Below are 20,641 nucleotides of genomic sequence, written 5' to 3' on the forward strand. Positions count from 1 at the left end.
ATGGCCGGGCATTCACAGTTCAAGAATATCATGCACCGCAAGGGCAAGGTGGACGCGGTGCGGTCCAAGGTGTTTTCCAAGCTGGCCCGTGAAATCACCGTGGCGGCCAAGATGGGCATGCCCGATCCCGCCATGAACCCGCGCCTGCGCGCCGCGATCCTCGCCGCCCGCGCCGAGAACATGCCCAAGGACAACATCCAGCGGGCCATCAACAAGGCCTCCGGGGGCGATGCGGAGAACTACGACGAGATCCGCTACGAGGGCTACGGTCCGGGTGGTGCTGCCATCATCGTCGAGGCCATGACCGACAACCGCAACCGCACGGCCTCCGACATCCGCTCCTACTTCACCAAGAGCGGCGGCAACCTGGCCGAGACCGGCGCGGTCTCCTTCATGTTCGACCGGGTCGGCTACATCGAGTTCGGCCCCGAGGTGGCGGATGCCGACGCCATGCTGGAAGCAGCCATCGATGCAGGCGCGGAAGACGTGACATCCTCCGAGAGCGGCCATGAGGTCTATTGCGACCAGGGCACCCTCAACGAGGTGACCAAGGCGCTCGAGGACAAGTTCGGCGAGCCCAAGGCGTCGAAGCTCGTCTGGAAGCCCCAGACCCCTGTCGCCGTTGACGACGAGACCGGCGAGAAGCTGATGAAGCTGATGGAATCGCTGGAGGAGCACGACGACGTCCAGAACGTCTACGGCAACTTCGAGCTGTCCGACGCCCTCATGCAGAAGATGGCTGGTTGATTTTTACCCTCTCCCCTCTGCGGGAGAGGGTGGCGAACGAAAGTGAGCCGGGAGAGGGGGAGTAGCGGGTCGAGTTCGGCCCCTCTCCCGACCCCTGCTATCGCAGTGGTCACCCTCTCCCGCAGAGGGGAGAGGGTTAGAAGTTGAGCCAATCTATTCGCATCCTCGGCCTCGACCCCGGCCTGCGCAACACCGGCTGGGGCGTCATCACCGTGGAGGGGACGAAGCTCTCGTACGTCGCCTGCGGGGTCGTGACCTCCGACGGGGACCTCGATCTGGCGCTTCGCCTCAAGCAACTCTATGACCGGCTCACGGAGGTGATCAGGACCTGGACGCCAGACGAGGTGTCGGTCGAAGAGACCTTCGTCAACAAGGACGCGCAGGCCACCCTGAAGCTCGGCCAGGCGCGTGCCATGTCCCTGCTGGTCCCTGCTCTCCACGGGCTGCCGGTGGCGGAATACGGCGCCAACCAGGTAAAGAAGACTGTGGTGGGCGTCGGCCACGCCGATAAGAACCAGGTACAGGCCATGATCAGGATCCTCCTGCCCAAAGCCGACTTCAAGAAGGCGGATGCTGCCGACGCGCTCGCCATCGCCATCGCTCACGCTCACCAGCGCAAGGCCCGCGCTTTGGCGGCGAGCTATTAGGATGTTACAGAAAAGCACAGCGTCATCCCGGGCGGCGTAAGCCGATCCGGGATCGGGTGCAGAATGTGGCTCCTCTTCACCTCTCCCATGGGGAGAGGTCGACGCGTGTAAGCGCGGCGGGTGAGGGGTTACAGGTCTATCCGGAAAGCGCGTACCCCCTCACCCGGACCTTGCGGTCCGACCTTTCCCTATGGGAGAGGTGAAGGTGCCTGAGGCGGCTATGAGGAGCAAGGACTGACGTGATCGGCAAACTCAAAGGCGTGGTCGATTCCTACGGCGAGGATTTCGTGATCCTCGACGTGCATGGGGTCGGCTACGTGGTTCACTGCTCCTCCCGCACCCTCCAGAATCTGCCTCCCACCGGCGAGGCAGCGGTTTTGGCCATCGAGACCCATGTGCGTGAGGACATGATCCGCCTGTTCGGGTTCCGCTCGGATTCGGAGCGCGAGTGGTTCCGCCTGCTCCAGAGCGTGCAGGGCGTCGGCTCCAAGGTGGCGCTCGGCATCCTGTCGGTGCTCGACCCTGGCACTCTCGCCACGGCGATTGCCACCGGCGACAAGGCATCCGTCGCCCGTGGCCCCGGCGTCGGGCCGAAGCTCGCCCAGCGCATCGTCTCCGAGCTAAAGGACAAGGCCCCGGCCTTCGGCTCCGTGGATCCCGCCCTGATCCGCCTCACCGGCGCGGTCGAGGACAACAGCGCCCCGCGCCCCGTGGCGGACGCCATCTCGGCGCTGGTCAATCTCGGCTACCCCCAAGTCCAGGCCTCTGCTGCCGTGGCAGCCGCCATGAAGCAGGCCGGTGACGAGGCAGAGGCTAAGACGCTGATCCGACTGGGACTTAGGGAATTGGCGCGTTAGCTTTATGCATTGGTTTATCTTTGCAGGTCTTGGGCCGTTAATAGGATTAACAAGCGCTTTCCTATTTGGATTTACCAGCAATTTTCTGGCGGGCACTCCGCAAAGCTATGACCCTTTTTCCGGGTCGCTGATGGACCAAATCGCGGGCATAACCTTTTTGGCCATCTGTGCTTACATATTTGGTTTGATTCCTGCTCTTGCCGCCGCACTGGCTGTCCGCAAGGTTCAGATCAGGCAGGCTAGACATGAATGGGTTTGGGTGACCCTCATGGGAATAGGCATCGGTCTCATCTTCGTTGTGGCTTTCGGCGCGGCGCTTCAATGGCTTATCCCACGCGGAGGAAGCATCTTTGACATCCACAAAGAAGCCTTTCTCGTCTACGTTCCTACATGCCTCATTCCAACTCTAGTGTGCTGGAGGCTGAGCCGGCGGTTTGATAAGTCATTCAAGCCAAGCCTCCTCAGTTGAACCCGTCCTTTAACCGATAAACGTTCCTGTTTTGATCTTGTTAAAGATGGCGTATTACACTGGAAACGCCTATATGAAGCCTTTGGAAGGTAAGCCTCTTTGACCGATTCCCGCCGCCTGCTCAGCCCCGAAAAGCGCGAGGACGATACGGAAGCCTCGATCCGGCCTCTGTCGCTCGACGATTTCACGGGCCAGAAGGCCGCGCGCGCCAATCTCCAGATCTTCATCAATGCCGCCAAAAGCCGGGGCGATGCCCTCGACCACGTGCTCTTCGTCGGCCCTCCGGGCCTTGGCAAGACCACGCTGGCCCAGATCGTCGCCCGCGAGCTTGGGGTCAATTTCCGCTCGACCTCCGGCCCGGTGATCGCGAAAGCAGGCGACCTCGCGGCCCAGCTCACCAACCTCGAAGAGCGCGACGTGCTCTTCATCGACGAGATCCACCGCCTCAACCCGGCCGTGGAGGAAATCCTCTATCCCGCCATGGAGGATTACCAGCTCGACCTCATCATCGGCGAGGGTCCGGCGGCCCGCTCGGTGAAGATCGAGCTGCCGAAATTCACGCTCGTCGGCGCCACCACCCGCGCGGGCCTGCTCACCACCCCGTTGCGCGACCGCTTCGGCATCCCGATCCGGCTCGAATTCTACACCGTCGACGAGCTGGAGCTCATCGTCCGCCGCGGTGCCCGCGTCTTGGGCCTTGGCATGAGCGACGAGGGCGCGAACGAGATCGCCCGCCGCTCCCGCGGCACGCCGCGCATCGCCGGCCGCCTGCTGCGCCGGGTGCGGGATTTTGCCATCGTCGAGGGCGTTCAGACCGTCTCGCGCGACCTCGCCGACAAGTCCCTGCGCCTCCTCGACGTGGACCCCATCGGCCTCGACCTCATGGACCGCAAGTACCTGACCCTGGTCGCCAGCTCCTTCGGCGGCGGCCCGGTCGGCATCGAGACCATCGCCGCGGCCCTGTCGGAGCCCCGCGATGCCATCGAGGACATCATCGAGCCCTACCTGATCCAGAAGGGCTTCGTGCAGCGCACCCCGCGCGGGCGCATCCTCACGCCCCACGCCTTCAAGCACCTCGGCATCCCCGAGCCGAGCCGCGAGACCGTGGCGCAGTTCGGGCTGTTCGGCGGGGATGCGGATGAATGAGCGGCGTGACCACGGAGGGATGGTCGGCTCCCACCTCTCCGGCTTCATGCAGGACGGCGCCCATATCCTCCCCATCCGCGTCTATTACGAGGACACGGATTTCTCCGCCCGCGTCTATCACGCCAGTTACCTGCGCTTCATGGAGCGCGGGCGTACGGAACTCTTGCGGGCGGTCGAGGTGGCACAGTCCGATCTTCACGCCAGCATGGACGGCCTCGCCTTTGTCGTCCGCAAGATGAGCATCGATTTCCTCGGCGCCGCTGTCATGGACGACGTGCTCACCATCGTGACCCGCCCCAAGGAGATGCGCGGCGCCTCGATGACGCTGGCGCAGGAAGTCCGGCGCGGCGACGAGGTGCTGGTCACGGCCGATGTTATGGTCGCAGCCGTCAGGGGAGGGCGGGCCGTACGGATTCCCGACGAGCTGCGGGCGGCCTTGGGAGCAAGCCCGTAAATCCGTGATCCTGCCCTATAGGCAGGCGGTGCACCAGCCCTGCCTCGGAAGCATACCGGCCAAGATTTCATATCAATTTCATAGCATTCCGCCCTGCGGCGGCCGTACTTAAACCAGACCTTAACCTTACTGTGTGCCTAACAGGGTACGGTCCGGGACGATCTGCGCCTCATCCGCCGGCTGCCCTTACTTTCGACAGATTCGGGGGCGAACGAGCAGTGATACAGAAACAGATTTTCCTGGAACCAATCTGCGGTGGGCCCTGAGCACTCTCAGGGCTGCTCGAAGAGCGAGGACGAGATTCATGAATCCGGCTGATGTGGCCCAGGCCGCTCCTGTGGCCCACGACCTGTCCTTCTTTGGCCTGTTCTGGCAGGCCCACTTCATCGTCAAGCTGGTGATGATCGGTCTGCTTGCGGCCTCGGTCTGGTGCTGGGCCATCATCGTCGACAAGACCCTGCTCTACAGCCGCACCAAGCGCGCCATGGATCGGTTCGAGGACGTGTTCTGGTCCGGCCAGTCCCTGGAGGAGCTCTACCGCAATCTCCAGGGCCGCCCGGCCACGGGCCTGGCTGCCGTCTTCGTTGCCGCCATGCGCGAGTGGAAGCGCGCCTTCGAGGGATCGGGGCGCTCGTTCCAGTCCCTGCCTCAGCGCATCGACAAGGTGCTCGACGTGACCATCCAGCGTGAGGTGGAGCGGCTCAATGCCCGCCTCACGGTGCTGGCCTCCATCGGCTCGGCCGGCCCCTATATCGGCCTCTTCGGCACAGTGGTGGGCATCATGAATTCCTTCACGTCGATTGCCGCCTCCAAGAACACCAGCCTTGCGGTTGTGGCCCCCGGCATCGCCGAGGCGCTGTTTGCCACGGCCATCGGCCTTTTCGCGGCCATTCCGGCGGTGCTGGCCTACAACAAGCTGAACTCGGAAGTGGGCAAGCTGCAGTCGCGGCTCGAAGGCTTCGCCGACGAGTTCTCGGCCATCCTGTCCCGTCAGGTGGACGAGCGCATCGGCCATGCGGGCCGTTCTTCCGCCAACGCGGCTTAAGGGAGATCCGGCATGGCCATGATGGCAGGATCGGCAGGAGGCGGACGCCGCCGCAGGCGCTCCCGGCAGGCGGGCGTGATCAACGAGATCAACATGACGCCGTTCATCGACGTCATGCTCGTGCTGCTCATCATCTTCATGGTGGCGGCACCCATGATGACGGCGGGCGTGCCGCTCGACCTGCCGCAGACCAAGGCCGCGCCGCTGAACTCCGATGCGACGCCGGTGACCCTGTCGATCAAGGCCAACGGCCAGGTTTTCTTGGGCGAGACGGAGCTGACGGACGAGACCATCGTGGGCAAGCTCGCGGAAGTGTCGAAGGCGGGCTTCGACGAGCGGGTCTTCGTGCGCGGCGACAAGAAGGTGGATTATGGGCGCGTCGCCCAGGTGATGTCGATCGTGACCACGGCCGGCTACAAGCGCGTCGCCCTCGTGACCGAGATCGACCAGCGCTGAACGGATTGAGAGCAAGGGGCAAACACACGTGGCGTTGAAGCTGAAATTCAGCACTTCGGAGCCGGGCTTCTGGGTCTCGGGCGTCGCGCATGCGGCGCTGCTGACGGCTGCCATGATCGGTCTGTCTTCTGTCGCCGAATTTCCTGAAGCGCAGGAAGGCATCCCGGTCGAAATCATCACCGATGCCCAACTCTCCCAGATCACCAAGGGTGAGACCAACGCCAAGGCGCCGCAGCCCAAGCCCCGCGCCGAGCGCGTCGCCGACAAGACCGAATTGAAGGATCCCGGCGAGGACAAGCGCGATGCGCCGGCACCGCCGAAGCGTCCGGCCGAGATGAAGGTCGCCGACAAGGAAGAGCCGGTCGCCGCCCAGCCTCCGCCGCCTGCGCCGCCGACCCGCTCGCAGGAAGACAAAGCTGCCGAGGCCAAGGCCGAGGCAGAGAAGAAGATGGTCGAAAAGGCTGAGGCCGAGGCTATCGAGAAGGCCAAGGCTGCCGAGCAGGCGAAGATCGAGGCCGAGGCCCAGGCAAAGGCGCAGGCCGAAGCGAAAGCCAAGGCCGAGGCGGAAGCCAAGAAGGTCGCCGAAGCCAAAGCGAAGGCCGAGGCAGACGCCAAGGCAAAGGCTGAAGCCGAGGCGAAGAAGCTCGCGGAAGCGAAAGTCAAGGAAGAGGCCGAGGCCAAGGCGCGCAAGGAGGCCCAGGTCGCCAAGAAGCTCGACATGGGCGACCTGAAGCAGTTTTTGGACAATAAGGACAAGAGCCAATCCACCGGCGCGACTGGCGCGGAGGTGCAGAAGACCGCCTCGCTCGGCGCTGCGACGGGATCGGCCGCGAAGCTCTCGCCGAGTATGGAAGATGCGCTCAGAGGAATACTCGATGAGCAAATCAAGCGCTGCTACAACCCACCGCCGGGTGCATCACTTGGGTCAGCGACAGCGCCTCTGATCGATGTGAAATTTAATCTCGATGGAGCTCTGACGGATGAACCGCGGGTGTTGAAAGCGGGTGCGACGACGGTTGATCGCGCCGTCGCCGATGCTGCCGTGCGCGCCATCAGGCGTTGTGCACCCTACAAAATTCCGGCCAGCTTCACGCCTTATTATAACTCGTGGAAGCACTGGAACATGTATTTCGAGCTTTCATAGGTTTGACCATCTTCGAGTGTAATTCCCCAAGCATGCAGCCATCTGGAACGCCAATGTCCCTCTACAATCCTGCTCGTGCGCTCTTCACGACGTTCTGCTTCCTGCTCGTGCTGGTCGCATCGACTCTTCCCTCTCAAGCCCAGCTCACGCTTCGCATCAGCCCCGGCGGGCAGTTCCAGCCCATGCCGATCGCCGTTGCCGACTTCTCCGGCGAAGGCGACATGGGGCAGCGCGTGTCCGGCATCATCGGCAACAACCTGCAGCGCTCAGGGTACTTCGCGCCGCTCGACAAGGCGCGCTTCCCGGAGCGTCCGTCCTTCGACGCCGCGCCGCGCTTCGATGCCTGGAAGGCGGCGGGCGCCCAGGCGCTCGTCACGGGCCGCGTCTCGCGCGACCCGTCGGGGCGGCTGCGCGCCGAGTTCCGCCTGTGGGACATCGAGACGGGGCAGCAGCTCACCGGCCAGCAATACGTGACGGACGCCAATTTCTGGCGCCGCGTCGGCCACATCATCTCGGATGCGGTCTACACCAAGATCACGGGCTTCGGCGGCTTCTTCGACACGCGCATGGTGTTCGTCGATGAATCGGGCCCGAAGGAGAACCGCCGCAAGCGCCTCGCCATCATGGATCAGGATGGTGCGAACGTGCGCTACCTGACGCAGGGCGACACCTCTGTCGTGGCGCCGCGCTATTCGCCGGCCACGCAGGACATCACCTACATGTCCCAGGTCGAAGGCCAGCAGCCGCGCGTTCAAGTGATCAATCTGGAAACCGGCGCGCGCCAGGTGCTCGGCAACTTCCCCGACATGGCGTCCTCGCCGCGCTTCGGACCCGAGGGAAGCCGTATCGTCATGAGCCTGCAGCAGGGCGGCAACGCCAACATTTTCCTGATGAATCTCGGCTCGCAGGCCACCACGCGCCTGACCTCGACGGATGCCATCGACACCTCTCCGTCCTTCTCGCCGGACGGTAAGCAGATCGTGTTCGAGAGCGACCGCGGCGGCAAGCAGCAGGTCTACGTGATGAACGTGGACGGCTCGGACCAGCGCCGCATCTCGTTCGGTGATGGCTCCTATTCGCAGCCGGCCTGGTCGCCGCGGGGCGACTACATCGCCTTCACCAAGCAGCGCGCCGGGGGCTTTGCCATCGGCATCATGAAGCCCGATGGCTCGGGCGAGCGCATTCTCACCGAAGGCTTCCATAACGAGAGCCCGACCTGGGCGCCCAACGGCCAGTACATCCTGTTCTTCCGCGATCCGGGCGGGCAGGCCGGCGGCAAGCTCTACATGGTCGACATCACTGGCCGCGTCGAACAGCCCGTTCCGACGCCGTCCTTCGCGTCTGACCCGACCTGGTCGCCGCTGCTGAGCGAGGCACGGTAAGTAAGCAGTGTATGCGCCTGTCATGGCCGGGCTCGCCCCGGCCATCTCGCTTTTGGGAGGCGGCGTGCTTCAGACAACCGGGATCGCCGGCACAAGGCCGGTGATGACGTGGCGGGTGTAGGAAGGTCGAACCAAAACCGGCCGGGAATGACAAGGGCGCCTCAGGGCGCCCTTGTCATTTTTGGCTATTAAGCCCTCATCGGAGCCGCACCGACGGTCTCGTCCTTGTGGCCCTTGAGCTTGAAGGCGAGAGCGATGAGGGAGATGCCGAAGACCAGGGCATAGGTTCCCAGCCACCAGGTCAGGACCACGGCGCCGATGAGCGGGGCCAGCAGGAGCGCAATTCCGAACAGGACCGAGACGATGCCGCTGAAGATCAGCCACCCGCGGCCATAGGCCGGGTTCAGCTTGAAGGCGGCCACGATCATCAGGACGCCGGTAATCAGCGACCACACCGCCATCAGGGTGACGAAGAACAGAACCGTCAGGCCCGGCATGACGAAGGCGATGATGCCGACCAGGATGCTCAGGATGCCTCCGAGGATCAGGAGGCCCCAGCGCTGGTTGTTGGAGGCTGCCCGAATGCCGGAGACGATGCCGAAGACCCCGTCGACCAGCATGTAGGCCGAGAAGACCCAGACCAGGGACAGGAGCGTGGCTCCGGGCATGAAGAAGGCAATGAGCGCGAAGATGATGGCGAAGACGCCGCGGAGCGCCAAGGCCCACCAGTTCTGAGCCAGAAGCGCGCTCATTGCGTAAGTGCGATCCAAGGTATCGAAAGAGCCGGTCGTACCTGCTGTCATAGGAGTCCTCCTTGAAAAGGAATGCACTGCCTCGCAAAGATTTACGCCAAGCTTGACCGTTGGTTTCGTTTTGCTCTTCTCGGGTCCTACTCTCCTGGCGAAGCCTCGCCGTCTCTGATCTTCGTCAATTTCCGCCGAAGTGCAAGCTTGCGTCGTCTCAGCCGCACGCGCCGCTTGAGCCTGAAGGCGCGGATGAGAAGCGCAAGGCCCAGCCAGACGAGGGCGATGACCACAGGCGAGATAATGAGGACTGGGAAGAACGTGATCAAAGCAGCGACGGCCAGGAGTGCGAAGCCGATGATGGCGATGCTGCTGGCTTCCGTGGCCGTAAGCGAGCGCGATCCGGACCCGACTGCCTTGCTCACGGCACTCGACAGCGCGAGGGCGCCGGCGGCAAGCCTTCGCACGCCGCCTTTGGTGTAGCGGTGGCCGCGGCGGGAGCGCATGTTTCTCGCCTGCCGTCGGCGGGATTGCCAGCCGGGAACGATCTCCGTCGCGTTGGCAAGATCCTCCAGATACATCGCCTCCATGGCCTCGGCGAAGCCTGTGTCCTCCACCACCACGTCGAGCTCCCAGTTGGTGGCCCAACTCGCCAGATTGAGGTTGGTGGAGCCCACCCGGGCCCAGCGCCCGTCCGCCACGGCGGTCTTGGCGTGGAGCATCGTGCCGTTCCACTCAAAAACGCGGACCCCGGCCTCGATCAGCGAGCGATAGCCCGCCCGCACCACCGGCTGCAGCGCCGGCACGTCGCTCGATCCGGGCACGAGGATGCGCACGTCGACGCCGTCGCGCGCGGCTTCGCCCAGCGCCTGCACGTAGGAGGTGGTGGCGACGAAATAGGCATCGGTGAGCCAGAGGTTGCGCTGCGCGGTGGCGGCGATGAACTGGTCGACCCGGTAGGTGCGGAACATGCCGGGCTCGCCGCTGATGACCCGGGCCGCGACGGAGCCGACCGGCGGGATCAGGTCCGCGTGGGGCAGCTCGGATTTCGGGATCGGCCGCATTCCGGCGAGAACCCAGCTCTCGGCAAAGGCGGCATCGAGATCCGCCACCAGCGGGCCTTCCACGGCGATACCTGTGTCGCGCCAAGGCTCATGACCGCCCTTGCCGACCCAGCTGTCGGAGATGCAGAGCCCTGAGACGAAACCGATGCGCCCGTCGACCGTGATCAGCTTGCGGTGGTTGCGGCGGATCCAGAACGGATCCGTCAGACGGGGCGGGTTGAAGACCTTGGCCTGCACCCCGGCCTCGCGCATGCGCCGCCAGTAAGAGGGCAGGGCGCGGGCGGAGGAGCCGAGCCAGTCGTACAGCACCCGTACCCGCACGCCGGCCTGTGCGCGCTCCATCAGGGCTTCGGCGAATTCCCCGCCGGAATCATCGTCGGCGATGATGAAGTTCTCGAAATGGATTGCCGTTTGTGCGGAGCGGATCGCCTCAAGCCAGGCTGGATAGTTCTCCCGCGCGTCCCGCAGCAGGTTCACCGCATTGCCGTGCCGCAGGTCGCTGTCGGCGATGCGCGCGAAAGCCCGCTCCAGACGCAGGTCGTCGAGAGCCTTGCGGTAGGGCTGTCCAAGGGTGCCGGGCGGGGTCGTCACGATATTCATGACCTCTCAACGCGTGAGATAGGCAATCGGCAGCAGCCTAGCTTCCTTCACCTGTCCTAACGACAGATATAAAGCTTCCAGCGGGAATTCATTCACGGTTGATTTACCCTAATCCCAACTTCCACAACTTGGCCATAATTCACCTTAATCCCGGGTCTCTCTCCTCGGTTGACGGAACCCTCCCTTAACCATCCTCCCGATATGAAAGACACAACGTTCGGCAAACGTATGTGTAAGGAGTATTGCCCATGATGACGCTGCGCGCCGTCAAATTCGCCGCTGCTATCGTCCTCGCCCTCGGGGCGGCGGCGTGTTCGTCCAACAAAGATGAGATGGCCGGTGGAGCCGGCTTCGGTGCCGGTGGTGCCGCCACCCCAGGCAGCGCCCAGGATTTCGTCGTCAATGTAGGCGACCGCGTGTTCTTCGAGACCGACTCGACGGACCTGACCCCCACGGCCGTTGCGACCCTCGACAAGCAGGCCCAGTGGCTGCAGCGCTACCCGCAATACACCTTCATCCTTGAAGGTCATGCGGACGAGCGCGGCACCCGCGAGTACAACTTCTCGCTCTCCGCCCGCCGTTCCCAGGTCGCCCGCGACTACCTGATCTCCCGCGGCATCCCGGGCAACCGCTTCCGCACCGTGTCCTACGGCAAGGAGCGCCCGGTGGCGGTCTGCAACGACATCTCCTGCTGGTCGCAGAACCGGCGCGCGGTGACGGTGCTCGGCAACGGCGCCGGGGCATAAGGCCTCATCAGGTTCAAGTCTCGTGAAATCGCAGAGCGCCGCCACATTCTCGCCGTGGCGGCGCTTTTGTGTTATCGGCACCTCCGCCCTGGATCCTTACGGTATTCCCAGCATGTTCCGACGCCTGTTTGTCTTTTTCGCCTTTGCCCTGGCTTTGGCCGCAACTTCGGTTTCCCCTGCCGCCGCGCAGGATGCGGCTGACGCGATCGTGCGCCTGAACCGGCTCGAGAGCCAGTTCCGGCAGATGTCCGGGCAAATGGAGCAGCTCCAGTACGAGAACCGCCAGCTGAAGGAACAGCTGCGCAAGTTCCAGGAGGACGTGGAGTTCCGGTTCCAGGAAGGGCGTGGTGGCGGATCCAAGCCCGCTCCTGCACCGTCCACCGCGACGCCTTCGCGGCCTGCCCCACAGCCGGCGCCGGCCCAGCCGCAGCCCCAGCGCCGCAGCGACGTCTTCGACCCGTCGGAGGCGCCAGGCGCTCCCGGCGCACCTCGCCCGCTCGGCTCGACCCCGCCGTCAGCGGCACTCGCCGAGGCCGGCCGGCCGATGCCGCTTCCGGGCGGGCAACTCGGCGGGATCGGGGAGCTGATCGAGCAGGACGATCCCGAGGGCGCACCGCTCGATTATCCTGCCGACGCCCAGGCGGCCTTGCCTCAGGGCGCCATCACCGAGCGTGCCAACCCCAGCGTGGCGGCCACCAGTGTCGGCAATCCCCGGTCGGATTTCGACACGGCCTACGCGTCCTTCACGCAGAAGCAATATGACCAGGCCGAGATGAGCTTTCGCCGCTTCCTGCAATCAAACCCGCGCGACAAGCTCGTGCCGGAAGCTACCTTCTGGCTTGGCGAGACCTATCTCGTGCGCAGCCGGTATCGCGAGGCCGCGGAGCAGTTCCTGAACGTCTCGGCCGAGCATCCGGACACGCCCAAGGCGCCCGATGCCCTGCTGCGTCTCGGCATCTCCCTGAACGGCCTTGGGGCCAAAGATCGCGCCTGCTCGGTTTTCGCCGAACTCGACCGCAAGTACCCGCAGGCCTCCGCGCCTGTCCGCCAAGCCTCCGAGCGCGAGCAGAAGCGGATCAAGTGCACTTGATCCGCTGACCTTCTACAGGCCCCGCGCCGTGGCCCCGGTCTCGCCCCCCGACGATCCGCTCTCGGATGAAGGGCTCGAGCGTCTTTTCTCTTCTCTCAGCCAAGCCTCCGGCATCCTGGTGGCCGTGTCGGGTGGACCGGACTCGATGGCCCTGATGCATGGGCTCGCCCGCTGGGCTTCGCTCAAGCGCCGTCCTCCGATCCATGTTGCCACCGTCGATCATGGCCTCCGGCCCGAGGCCGCCGAGGAGGCCGCCTTCGTGGCGCGCGAAGCCGCTCTTTTAAGCCTGCCGCACCGGACCCTCGCCTGGACCGGGCAAAAGCCCGCTACCGGGATCCAGGAGGCTGCCCGCGAGACGCGCTATGGGCTCCTCGTCGAGCACGCCCGTGAGAGGGGAGCCTCCCATCTCGTTACCGCTCATACCCTCGACGATCAGGCCGAAACGGTGATGATGCGCCTGTCGCGCGGCTCGGGATTGTCGGGCCTTGCCGGCATGCGCCTCGAAACGGACCGGCACGGCATCCGTCACGTGCGGCCGCTCCTTGGTGTTCCGAAATCACGTCTTCTCGATCAATGCCGGCAGCAGGGCTGGCGCTTCGTCACCGATCCGTCGAACGCGGACGAGCGCTATGCCCGGGTCCGCTGGCGCAAGCTGATGCCCCTTCTTGCCGCTGAGGGGCTCACCGCCGAGCGGCTGGCCCGCCTGGCGGAGAGGGCAGCGCAAGCGGATGAGGCTCTCGACCTCAAGGCACGGGAAGCCCTCGACCGCGCTGAGCCGCTTTCCGAAGCCGGGACCCTGTCGTTCCATGCGAGAGCCCTTACGGACGAGCCCTTCGACATCGCCCTGCGGGTGCTGGAACTGGCCTTGGCAGAAGCTGGCATGGATCTGGACAACAGCCGTCTTTACCGGCTCGAGGCCTGCACGGAGCGCCTGCGACAGGCCGCTGGAGGGGGCGAGGCGCTGAGCCTCACCATCGTAGGAGCTCACCTGCGCCTGACCCGAGCCGGACGGGTGTCTGTGGGGCCGGAACCGCCACGCCATCGCGGCCGTTAGCCGAATCTCCTGGTCCAGGCTATCGGATGATGCCGCATGCATGCCGCATTCCCTTGGCAAGGCGGGACGGTATGCCTACATTGAGTTTAGCCGCGCGGGGAGACCTCCTCGTGCTTTCTCCCTCTGGGGCAGAACCTGATCAAATGAATTCAAATTTCCGCAACTTCGCCCTGTGGGTGGTTATCTTCCTCCTGGTGCTGGCGCTCGTGACCCTTTTCCAGAGCCCCGGCCAACGGGGCGGCGGCAGCGACATCGCCTATAGCCAGCTTCTCAGCGAGGCCGATGCCGGGCGCATCACCAGCGTCGTCATCTCCGGCCCTGAGATCAGCGGCACCTATACGGACGGCCGCTCCTTCACGACCTATGCGCCGAGCGACCCGATGCTGGTCACCAAGCTGCAGCAGAAGGGCGTCTCGATCACGGCCCGTCCGCAGTCGGATTCCACCCCCTGGTTCATCGCGGTGCTCATGAACATCCTGCCCATCGCGCTCTTCATCGGCGCCTGGGTGTTTCTGTCGCGTCAGATGCAGAGCGGCGCCGGCCGGGCCATGGGCTTCGGCAAGTCCAAGGCAAAGCTCCTCACCGAGGCGCATGGCCGCGTCACCTTCGATGATGTTGCGGGCATCGACGAGGCCAAGGAAGACCTGCAGGAGGTCGTGGAGTTCCTGCGCGATCCGCAGAAGTTCCAGCGTCTCGGCGGCCGCATTCCCCGCGGCGTGCTGCTCGTCGGCCCTCCCGGTACCGGTAAGACCCTCACCGCCCGTGCGGTAGCAGGCGAGGCCAACGTGCCGTTCTTCACCATCTCGGGCTCCGACTTCGTCGAGATGTTCGTCGGCGTCGGCGCCTCCCGCGTGCGCGACATGTTCGAACAGGCGAAGAAGAACGCCCCCTGCATCATCTTCATCGACGAGATCGACGCGGTCGGCCGCCATCGCGGCGCCGGCCTCGGCGGCGGCAACGACGAGCGCGAGCAGACCCTCAACCAGCTCCTGGTGGAGATGGACGGCTTCGAGGCCAACGAGGGCGTGATCATTATTGCTGCCACCAACCGTCCCGACGTGCTCGATCCGGCGCTCCTGCGCCCGGGCCGCTTTGACCGTCAGATCGTGGTGCCGAACCCCGACGTGGTCGGCCGCGAGAAGATCCTGCGCGTCCATGTGCGCAAGGTCCCGCTGGCTCCCGACGTGGACCTGAAGATCATCGCTCGCGGCACCCCCGGCTTCTCGGGCGCGGATCTGATGAACCTCGTCAACGAGGCGGCCCTGCTGGCGGCGAGGCGCGGCAAGCGCATCGTCACCATGAAGGAGTTCGAGGACGCCAAGGACAAGGTGATGATGGGCGCCGAGCGCCGCACCCTGGTCATGACCGACGACGAGAAGCGCCTGACCGCCTATCACGAGGCAGGCCACGCCGTGGTGGCGCTCAACGTCCCGGCCACCGATCCGGTGCACAAGGCCACCATCATCCCGCGCGGACGTGCGCTCGGCATGGTCATGCAGCTGCCCGAGCGGGATAAGCTGTCCATGTCTTATGAGCAGATGACCTCGCGTCTGGCCATCATGATGGGCGGCCGCATCGCCGAGGAGATGATCTTCGGCAAGGAGAAGGTCACCTCGGGCGCCCAGTCGGACATCGAGCAGGCCACGCGTCTGGCCCGTATGATGGTGACCAAGTGGGGCTTCTCGCCCGAGCTCGGCACCGTGGCTTATGGCGAGAACCAGGACGAGGTGTTCCTCGGCATGTCCATGGGACGCACGCAGAACATCTCCGAGGCGACCTCCCAGAAGATCGACTCCGAGGTTCGCCGCCTTGTGGAGGACGGGCTCAACGATGCCCGTCGCATTCTCACAGAGAAACAGCACGAACTCGAGGGACTGGCTCGCGGCCTTCTGGAATACGAGACCCTGTCGGGCGAGGAGATCCGCAACCTGCTCGACGGCCAGCCCCCAGTGCGGGACACCGGCGACACGGCGACCCCGACCCGCGGCTCGGCTGTTCCGACGACCCGCCCGGGTCGCCCGCGGGAAAGCGACGGGGGCATGGAGCCCCAGCCGCAGGCTTAAAAACATCAGTATCTGTAAAATCCAGGAACGCCCGCCTCCCCAGCGGGCGTTCTTTTTTGTTTACCCTGAAGTACTAATACTACAGATGGGCTAGGCTTAAGGTCTGTAACAATCGCTTATCACTTGTGATGGCGCAGATTGGCCTCCATGCCTTGACCGACGTGGGGGAGGTTGCTTTGAAAAAGCAAAGGCGCTGATCGGCGCATCGTGCGGAAAAGTGGACCCGGTTTTCCGCTCCAGACGATGCGCCTATCAAGGAAGAAGCATCGGATTGGGTCCCAAAAGTGGAATCCACTTTTGGGACCGATGCTTTAACGCAACGGAATGCGGAGACAAAGCACGTGCGGAAATACTTCGGAACAGACGGCATTCGGGGCCGTGCCAACGGCATCATCACGCCGGACCTCGCCCTCAGGGTCGGTCAGGCAGCCGGCCTCATGTTCCAGCAGCGCGGCGATTACCGGCACCGGGTGGTGATCGGCAAGGATACGCGGCTGTCCGGCTACATGATCGAGTCCGCCCTTCAGGCGGGTTTTACCTCGGTGGGCATGGACGTGCTCCTGCTCGGGCCGATCCCGACCCCTGCGGTTGCCATGCTGACCCGCTCCATGCGCTGCGACCTCGGCGTCATGATCTCGGCCTCGCACAACCCCTACGAGGACAACGGCATCAAGCTGTTCGGCCCGGACGGGTTCAAGCTCAATGACGACATGGAGCGCGAGATCGAGGCCCTGATCGATTCCGATCTGACCCGCCAGCTGTCCGGGTCCGCCACGCTCGGCCGCGCCAAGCGCATCGAGAGCGTCCAGGCTCGCTATATCGAGTTCGCCAAGCGCACCCTGCCTCGGCAGGTTGATCTCGAAGGCATGCGGGTCGTGATCGACTGCGCCAATGGCGCCGGCTACAAGGTGGCGCCGGAAGCCCTATGGGAACTAGGCGCCGAGGTGATGTCGATCGGCGTGGAGCCCAACGGCTTCAACATCAACCACGATGTCGGCTCGACCGCCCCCGATTCTCTGATCCAGAAGGTCAGGGAGCTGCGCGCCGATGTGGGCATCGCCCTCGACGGCGATGCGGACCGGGTGCTGATCATCGACGAGAAGGGTCACAAGGTCGATGGCGACCAGCTCATGGCTGTGGTCGCCCGTTCGTGGAAGGACGACGGCCGCCTGTCCCAGCCCGGCATCGTTGCGACGATCATGTCGAATCTCGGCCTGGAGCGTTTCTTAAGCGGCATGGGCCTCGGCCTCGTGCGCACAGCAGTGGGTGATCGCTACGTGCTCGAGCACATGCGGGCCCATGGCTTCAATCTCGGTGGCGAGCAGTCTGGACACATCATCATGTCCGACTACACAACCACGGGCGATGGCCTCGTCGCGGCGCTCCAGCTTCTCGCCGTGGTCAAGAGCCTCGACAAGCCGGTCTCGGAGGTCTGTCATTGCTTCGAGCCCCTGCCGCAGGTGCTCAAGAACGTGCGCTACAAGGCCGGCAAGCCGCTTCAGGACGCCTCGGTCATCAAGGCCATCGAGGCAGGGCGCGAGACTCTCGGCCAAGCAGGCCGGCTCGTGATCCGTCCCTCCGGCACTGAACCGGTCATTCGTGTGATGGGCGAGGGCGACAACGAGGATATCGTCAAACGCGTGGTGGACGACGTGGTGGCTGCCGTCACGCGGGCTGCCTCCCAGGTCGCTGCATAAGAACGCTGCTCCCTACCAAGCTTCAAACGAAAAGCCCCGGCGAGATGATCGCCGGGGCTTTTCGTTCTTATCATCACTCCGCAGGATGCGCTGGAGGCTGTTGTGGCGCATGAGGTTTGATGTCTTCCCCATGGGGCCGCAGGCCAGTCTGCGTGCGCAGGCGATCGATCATCTCGCCCACATAGGTGGAGGGCTTGGTGAAGCCGCCGATGAGCAGATAGATCGAGGGCACCACCAGCATGGTCAGCATGGTGGAGACCGTCACGCCGCCCACGATCACCGAGCCGATGGCGTTGCGCGCCTCGGCGCCGGCGCCAGTCGACCAGGCGAGCGGAATGGCGCCGCCGATCATCGCGATGGAGGTCATCAGGATCGGCCGCAGGCGCAGGACCGATGCTTCGAGCACCGCATCGTGCACGGAATATCCCCGCTCGCGCAGCTGGTTCGAGAATTCGACGATCAGGATGCCGTTCTTGGTCATGAGGCCGATGAGCAGGATCATGCCGATCTGGCTGTAGATGTTGAGCGTCTGCCCTGTGACGAACAGCGCCAGCAACCCACCGGTCACGGCGAGCGGCACGGTGAGCATGATGATGAACGGGTTGATCCAGCTCTCGAACTGGGCCGCCAGCACCAGGAACACAACGAGTAGCGCCATGGCGAAGGTTACGTAGATCGCGCCGGTGGAATCGAGGAAGTCTTTCGACTGCCCGTTATAGCCGATGCGCACTTCCGCCGGCAGGTTGTCGCGCACGATCTGCTGGAGGATCTCCAGACCTTCGCCGATGGAAACGCCCGGTGTCAGCGACGACTGGATCGTAATCGAGCGCAGCCGGTCGAACCGGTTCAGGGCCTGCGGCGCGGCCGATTCCGTTAAGGAGACGAAGGACGAGAGAGGCACCAACTCGCTGTTGGCGGCACGGATGAAGGTGTTGGTGAGATCGTTCGGCGTCGCGCGATCCTGGGCGCGGGCACGCATGATCACCGGATACTCGTCACCGCGGCTGACAAAGGTCGAGACTTCGGTCTCGCCGAACATCAGCTGGAGCGTGCGGCCGATATCCTCCACCGAGACGCCGAGATCGGCGGCGCGCTGGCGGTCGATCTGCACGCGGATGTCGGGCTGCGACTCGCGGTAGTTCGAATCCATGTTGAGGAACTTGCCCGTCTCCTGGGCCTTCTGCATGACGATGTCGCGCCAGCCGCGGATCGTGTCGTAATCGGGACCGCCGAGCACGAACTGGATCGGCTGGCCGAAGCCGCCGGCGCCGCCGAAAGCCGGCGGGTTGACCACGGACACGCGGGCGCCGGGGAAGTTCGACACCTTCGGCGTCAGCTGGCGCACGATGTCCTGCTGGCTCTCGGTCCGCTCCTCCCAGGGCACGAGCCGCACGATCACGATGCCTTCATTGACCGGGGACGGGCGCGCGAAGCCCGGTGCGACCTGGCTCAGCATGGAGCCGATGACGCCTTGCTCCTGCAGGGGCAGGATGGCCTTCTCGACCTCCTTCACCCGGTCGCGGGTGTAGTCGAGGCTTGCGCCTTCCGGCGCCTGGAGCCTGACGATGATGGCGCCGCGATCCTCCTGCGGGGCGAATTCCTTCGGCAGGGACTGGAACAGGCCATAGGCCGAGAGCGATACGAGGAATCCGACGAAGAGGATGACGAACGGAATCTTCAGCGCGCGGGAGAGCAGCCAGCGGTAGCCGCTGTTCATCTTCTCAAAGACCGGCTCGGTCATGCGCTGGATGCGGCCGTGGGCCGGCACCATCAGCTTGGAGCACATCATCGGGGTGAGTGTGCGCGCCACCACGCCCGAGAAGAAGATTGCTGCCGCAAGCGTGATGCCGAATTCGCGGAAGAGCTTGCCGGTATTGCCGGTCATGAAGGCGAGCGGCACGAACACCGCCATCAGGGTGGCCGTGGTGGCGATCACGGCAAAGCCGATCTCGCGCGCGCCGTCGAAAGAGGCGAGCAGCGGCGGCTGCCCTTCCTCGATGCGCCGGTGCACGTTCTCGATCTCCACGATGGCGTCATCCACCACGATGCCGATGGCAAGCACGATGGCCAGCAGGGTCAGCACGTTGATGGACGCACCGAAGAAGGCCATGACCATGAAGGCTGCGGTGATGGAGACCGGAATCGCCACCATGGCCACGATGGTCGAGCGCCAGTCGCGCAGGAAGACCAGGATCACGAGGATCACCAGCGCCACGCCTTCGAGCAGCGTCTTCAGCACGCCGTCGATGGACGCGCGGATGAACTGGCTTTCGTCATAGGCCACTTCGGCGACGGTGCCGGGGGGAAGCGACGACTTGAGCTCGTCCAATTCCTTGCGCACGCCTTCGACGACGGAGAGTGTGTTGGCGGTCGATTGGCGCACAACGCCTAAGCCGATGGCGGTCTCGCCCGACTGGTAGAACTCGAAGCGCGTGTCCTCCGCGCCGACCTCCACCTGAGCCACTTCGCCAAGACGGACCAGATGGCCGTTCTTGTTGGTGACGATTACCTGCGCAAATTCCTCGGGCGTGGCGAGGCGGGAATCGGTCTTGACGGTGAATTCACGCTGACTGGACTCGATCCGGCCGCCGGGCAATTCCACGTTCTGGCGCTTGATGGCGGTCTCTAAATCCTGCGCCGTCAGGCCGCGGGCAGCCAGCGCCGGGCGGTCGATCCAGACGCGCATGGCAAAGCGGCGCTCGCCGCTTAAGTTCACGTTGGCGACGCCTGGAACAGTCGACAGGCGGTCCACATAGACGCGCTTGAGGAAGTCGCTGAGCTCGAGGGCATCGAGCGTGGTGGACGTGACGCCGACCCACAGAATGGCCGAGGCGTTCGCATCGACCTTGCGCACCACCGGCGTATCGGCGTCGTCGGGCAGCCGTCCAGTGACGCGGGACACGGCGTCGCGCACGTCCGAGGTCGCGGCTTCCGGCTCGCGGGAAACCTCGAACTCGATGGACACCGAGGAGCGGTCGTTCTGGCTCTGGGACGTAATCTGGCGGATGCCTTCGATGCCCGCGATGGCACCCTCGATGATCTCCGTCACCCGGCTTTCGATCACCTCGTTCGAGGCACCGCGATAGACGGTGGAAACCGACACGACCGGGCGGTCGACCTGCGGATATTCGCGAACCGGCAGGTTCATGAGCGCAGCGAGGCCGCCCACGATCAGCAGCAGACTTGCCACGACAGCCAGGACGGGACGGCGGATGAAGAGGTCTGAAACCTGCATGG

At 64.5% G+C, this 20,641-nt stretch carries 18 protein-coding genes; 15 read left to right on the forward strand and 3 right to left on the reverse strand.

The features are described 5' to 3' along the window. The 10 genes from VB618_RS15235 to tolB all read left to right on the forward strand — a co-directional run bounded on the left by VB618_RS15235 (position 1) and on the right by tolB (position 8,347). Positions 1 to 747: a YebC/PmpR family DNA-binding transcriptional regulator gene (locus tag VB618_RS15235; protein ID WP_329797558.1), complete on the forward strand. Its 747-nt coding sequence runs from the start codon at positions 1 to 3 to the stop codon at positions 745 to 747. A 143-nt stretch (positions 748 to 890) separates the two neighbouring features. Further along, on the forward strand, positions 891 to 1,394 hold the full coding sequence (gene ruvC / locus VB618_RS15240) for a crossover junction endodeoxyribonuclease RuvC (protein WP_329797559.1): 504 nt from the start codon (positions 891 to 893) through the stop codon (positions 1,392 to 1,394). 239 nt (positions 1,395 to 1,633) lie between these two features. Further along, positions 1,634 to 2,251 (forward strand): Holliday junction branch migration protein RuvA, encoded by a 618-nt coding sequence (gene ruvA / locus VB618_RS15245; protein ID WP_329797561.1) that lies wholly within the window; start codon positions 1,634 to 1,636, stop codon positions 2,249 to 2,251. A gap of 4 nt (positions 2,252 to 2,255) precedes the next feature. Next, positions 2,256 to 2,720, forward strand: a complete 465-nt coding sequence (locus VB618_RS15250) for a hypothetical protein (protein ID WP_329797562.1) — start codon at positions 2,256 to 2,258, stop codon at positions 2,718 to 2,720. A 99-nt stretch (positions 2,721 to 2,819) separates the two neighbouring features. Then, positions 2,820 to 3,866: a Holliday junction branch migration DNA helicase RuvB gene (ruvB, locus tag VB618_RS15255; protein ID WP_329797563.1), complete on the forward strand. Its 1,047-nt coding sequence runs from the start codon at positions 2,820 to 2,822 to the stop codon at positions 3,864 to 3,866. A 19-nt stretch (positions 3,867 to 3,885) separates the two neighbouring features. Next, on the forward strand, positions 3,886 to 4,320 hold the full coding sequence (ybgC, locus tag VB618_RS15260) for a tol-pal system-associated acyl-CoA thioesterase (protein WP_329797662.1): 435 nt from the start codon (positions 3,886 to 3,888) through the stop codon (positions 4,318 to 4,320). A gap of 304 nt (positions 4,321 to 4,624) precedes the next feature. Beyond that, a complete protein-coding gene (gene tolQ / locus VB618_RS15265; protein WP_329797564.1) occupies positions 4,625 to 5,365 on the forward strand; it encodes a protein TolQ in 741 nt (246 codons plus the stop codon). 12 nt (positions 5,366 to 5,377) lie between these two features. Next, positions 5,378 to 5,821, forward strand: coding sequence for an ExbD/TolR family protein (locus VB618_RS15270; RefSeq protein ID WP_329797565.1), 444 nt, complete (start codon positions 5,378 to 5,380; stop codon positions 5,819 to 5,821). A 34-nt stretch (positions 5,822 to 5,855) separates the two neighbouring features. Beyond that, positions 5,856 to 6,965 (forward strand): cell envelope integrity protein TolA, encoded by a 1,110-nt coding sequence (gene tolA / locus VB618_RS15275; protein ID WP_329797663.1) that lies wholly within the window; start codon positions 5,856 to 5,858, stop codon positions 6,963 to 6,965. A 53-nt stretch (positions 6,966 to 7,018) separates the two neighbouring features. Then, complete coding sequence (gene tolB / locus VB618_RS15280) at positions 7,019 to 8,347, forward strand: Tol-Pal system beta propeller repeat protein TolB (protein ID WP_329797566.1); 1,329 nt, start codon at positions 7,019 to 7,021, stop codon at positions 8,345 to 8,347. Positions 8,348 to 8,535: 188 nt separating this feature from the next. Here the strand turns inward: tolB and VB618_RS15285 are convergent, their stop codons facing one another. Then, a complete protein-coding gene (locus VB618_RS15285; protein WP_329797567.1) occupies positions 8,536 to 9,150 on the reverse strand; it encodes an HdeD family acid-resistance protein in 615 nt (204 codons plus the stop codon). 86 nt (positions 9,151 to 9,236) lie between these two features. Continuing rightward, complete coding sequence (locus VB618_RS15290; protein WP_329797568.1) at positions 9,237 to 10,754, reverse strand: phospholipase D-like domain-containing protein; 1,518 nt, start codon at positions 10,752 to 10,754, stop codon at positions 9,237 to 9,239. 248 nt (positions 10,755 to 11,002) lie between these two features. Between VB618_RS15290 and VB618_RS15295 the strand changes: the two genes are divergently transcribed. The 5 genes from VB618_RS15295 (at position 11,003) to glmM (ending at position 17,404) form a co-directional block, all read left to right on the forward strand. Then, a complete protein-coding gene (locus tag VB618_RS15295) occupies positions 11,003 to 11,500 on the forward strand; it encodes an OmpA family protein (protein WP_329797569.1) in 498 nt (165 codons plus the stop codon). A 112-nt stretch (positions 11,501 to 11,612) separates the two neighbouring features. Beyond that, complete coding sequence (gene ybgF / locus VB618_RS15300; protein ID WP_329797664.1) at positions 11,613 to 12,590, forward strand: tol-pal system protein YbgF; 978 nt, start codon at positions 11,613 to 11,615, stop codon at positions 12,588 to 12,590. A gap of 28 nt (positions 12,591 to 12,618) precedes the next feature. Beyond that, positions 12,619 to 13,644 carry a tRNA lysidine(34) synthetase TilS gene (gene tilS, locus VB618_RS15305; RefSeq protein WP_329797570.1) on the forward strand — a complete coding sequence of 342 codons (1,026 nt, stop codon included), beginning with the start codon at positions 12,619 to 12,621 and terminating at the stop codon, positions 13,642 to 13,644. A 143-nt stretch (positions 13,645 to 13,787) separates the two neighbouring features. Further along, positions 13,788 to 15,707, forward strand: a complete 1,920-nt coding sequence (gene ftsH / locus VB618_RS15310; RefSeq protein ID WP_329797571.1) for an ATP-dependent zinc metalloprotease FtsH — start codon at positions 13,788 to 13,790, stop codon at positions 15,705 to 15,707. A 341-nt stretch (positions 15,708 to 16,048) separates the two neighbouring features. After that, positions 16,049 to 17,404 carry a phosphoglucosamine mutase gene (glmM, locus tag VB618_RS15315; protein WP_329797572.1) on the forward strand — a complete coding sequence of 452 codons (1,356 nt, stop codon included), beginning with the start codon at positions 16,049 to 16,051 and terminating at the stop codon, positions 17,402 to 17,404. Between the two features lie 73 nt (positions 17,405 to 17,477). Here glmM and VB618_RS15320 read toward each other — a convergent pair whose 3' ends face one another. Continuing rightward, positions 17,478 to 20,639: an efflux RND transporter permease subunit gene (locus VB618_RS15320; protein WP_329797573.1), complete on the reverse strand. Its 3,162-nt coding sequence runs from the start codon at positions 20,637 to 20,639 to the stop codon at positions 17,478 to 17,480. Positions 20,640 to 20,641: the final 2 nt, after the last annotated feature.

Source organism: Microvirga sp. CF3062 (assembly GCF_036314045.1).
GTDB lineage: Bacteria > Pseudomonadota > Alphaproteobacteria > Rhizobiales > Beijerinckiaceae > Microvirga.

What these genes read in the sequence shown, in the direction of transcription:
- ftsH (WP_329797571.1), top strand. Translation starts at nt 13,788, where the DNA reads ATGAATTCAAATTTCCGCAACTTCGCCCTGTGGGTGGTTATCTTCCTC.
- VB618_RS15270 (WP_329797565.1), top strand. Translation starts at nt 5,378, where the DNA reads ATGGCCATGATGGCAGGATCGGCAGGAGGCGGACGCCGCCGCAGGCGC.
- ybgF (WP_329797664.1), top strand. Translation starts at nt 11,613, where the DNA reads ATGTTCCGACGCCTGTTTGTCTTTTTCGCCTTTGCCCTGGCTTTGGCC.
- VB618_RS15235 (WP_329797558.1), top strand. Translation starts at nt 1, where the DNA reads ATGGCCGGGCATTCACAGTTCAAGAATATCATGCACCGCAAGGGCAAG.
- VB618_RS15320 (WP_329797573.1), bottom strand. Translation starts at nt 20,639, where the DNA reads ATGCAGGTTTCAGACCTCTTCATCCGCCGTCCCGTCCTGGCTGTCGTG.
- VB618_RS15285 (WP_329797567.1), bottom strand. Translation starts at nt 9,150, where the DNA reads ATGACAGCAGGTACGACCGGCTCTTTCGATACCTTGGATCGCACTTAC.
- ybgC (WP_329797662.1), top strand. Translation starts at nt 3,886, where the DNA reads ATGGTCGGCTCCCACCTCTCCGGCTTCATGCAGGACGGCGCCCATATC.
- VB618_RS15250 (WP_329797562.1), top strand. Translation starts at nt 2,256, where the DNA reads ATGCATTGGTTTATCTTTGCAGGTCTTGGGCCGTTAATAGGATTAACA.
- VB618_RS15290 (WP_329797568.1), bottom strand. Translation starts at nt 10,754, where the DNA reads ATGAATATCGTGACGACCCCGCCCGGCACCCTTGGACAGCCCTACCGC.
- VB618_RS15295 (WP_329797569.1), top strand. Translation starts at nt 11,003, where the DNA reads ATGATGACGCTGCGCGCCGTCAAATTCGCCGCTGCTATCGTCCTCGCC.
- tolB (WP_329797566.1), top strand. Translation starts at nt 7,019, where the DNA reads ATGTCCCTCTACAATCCTGCTCGTGCGCTCTTCACGACGTTCTGCTTC.
- tolQ (WP_329797564.1), top strand. Translation starts at nt 4,625, where the DNA reads ATGAATCCGGCTGATGTGGCCCAGGCCGCTCCTGTGGCCCACGACCTG.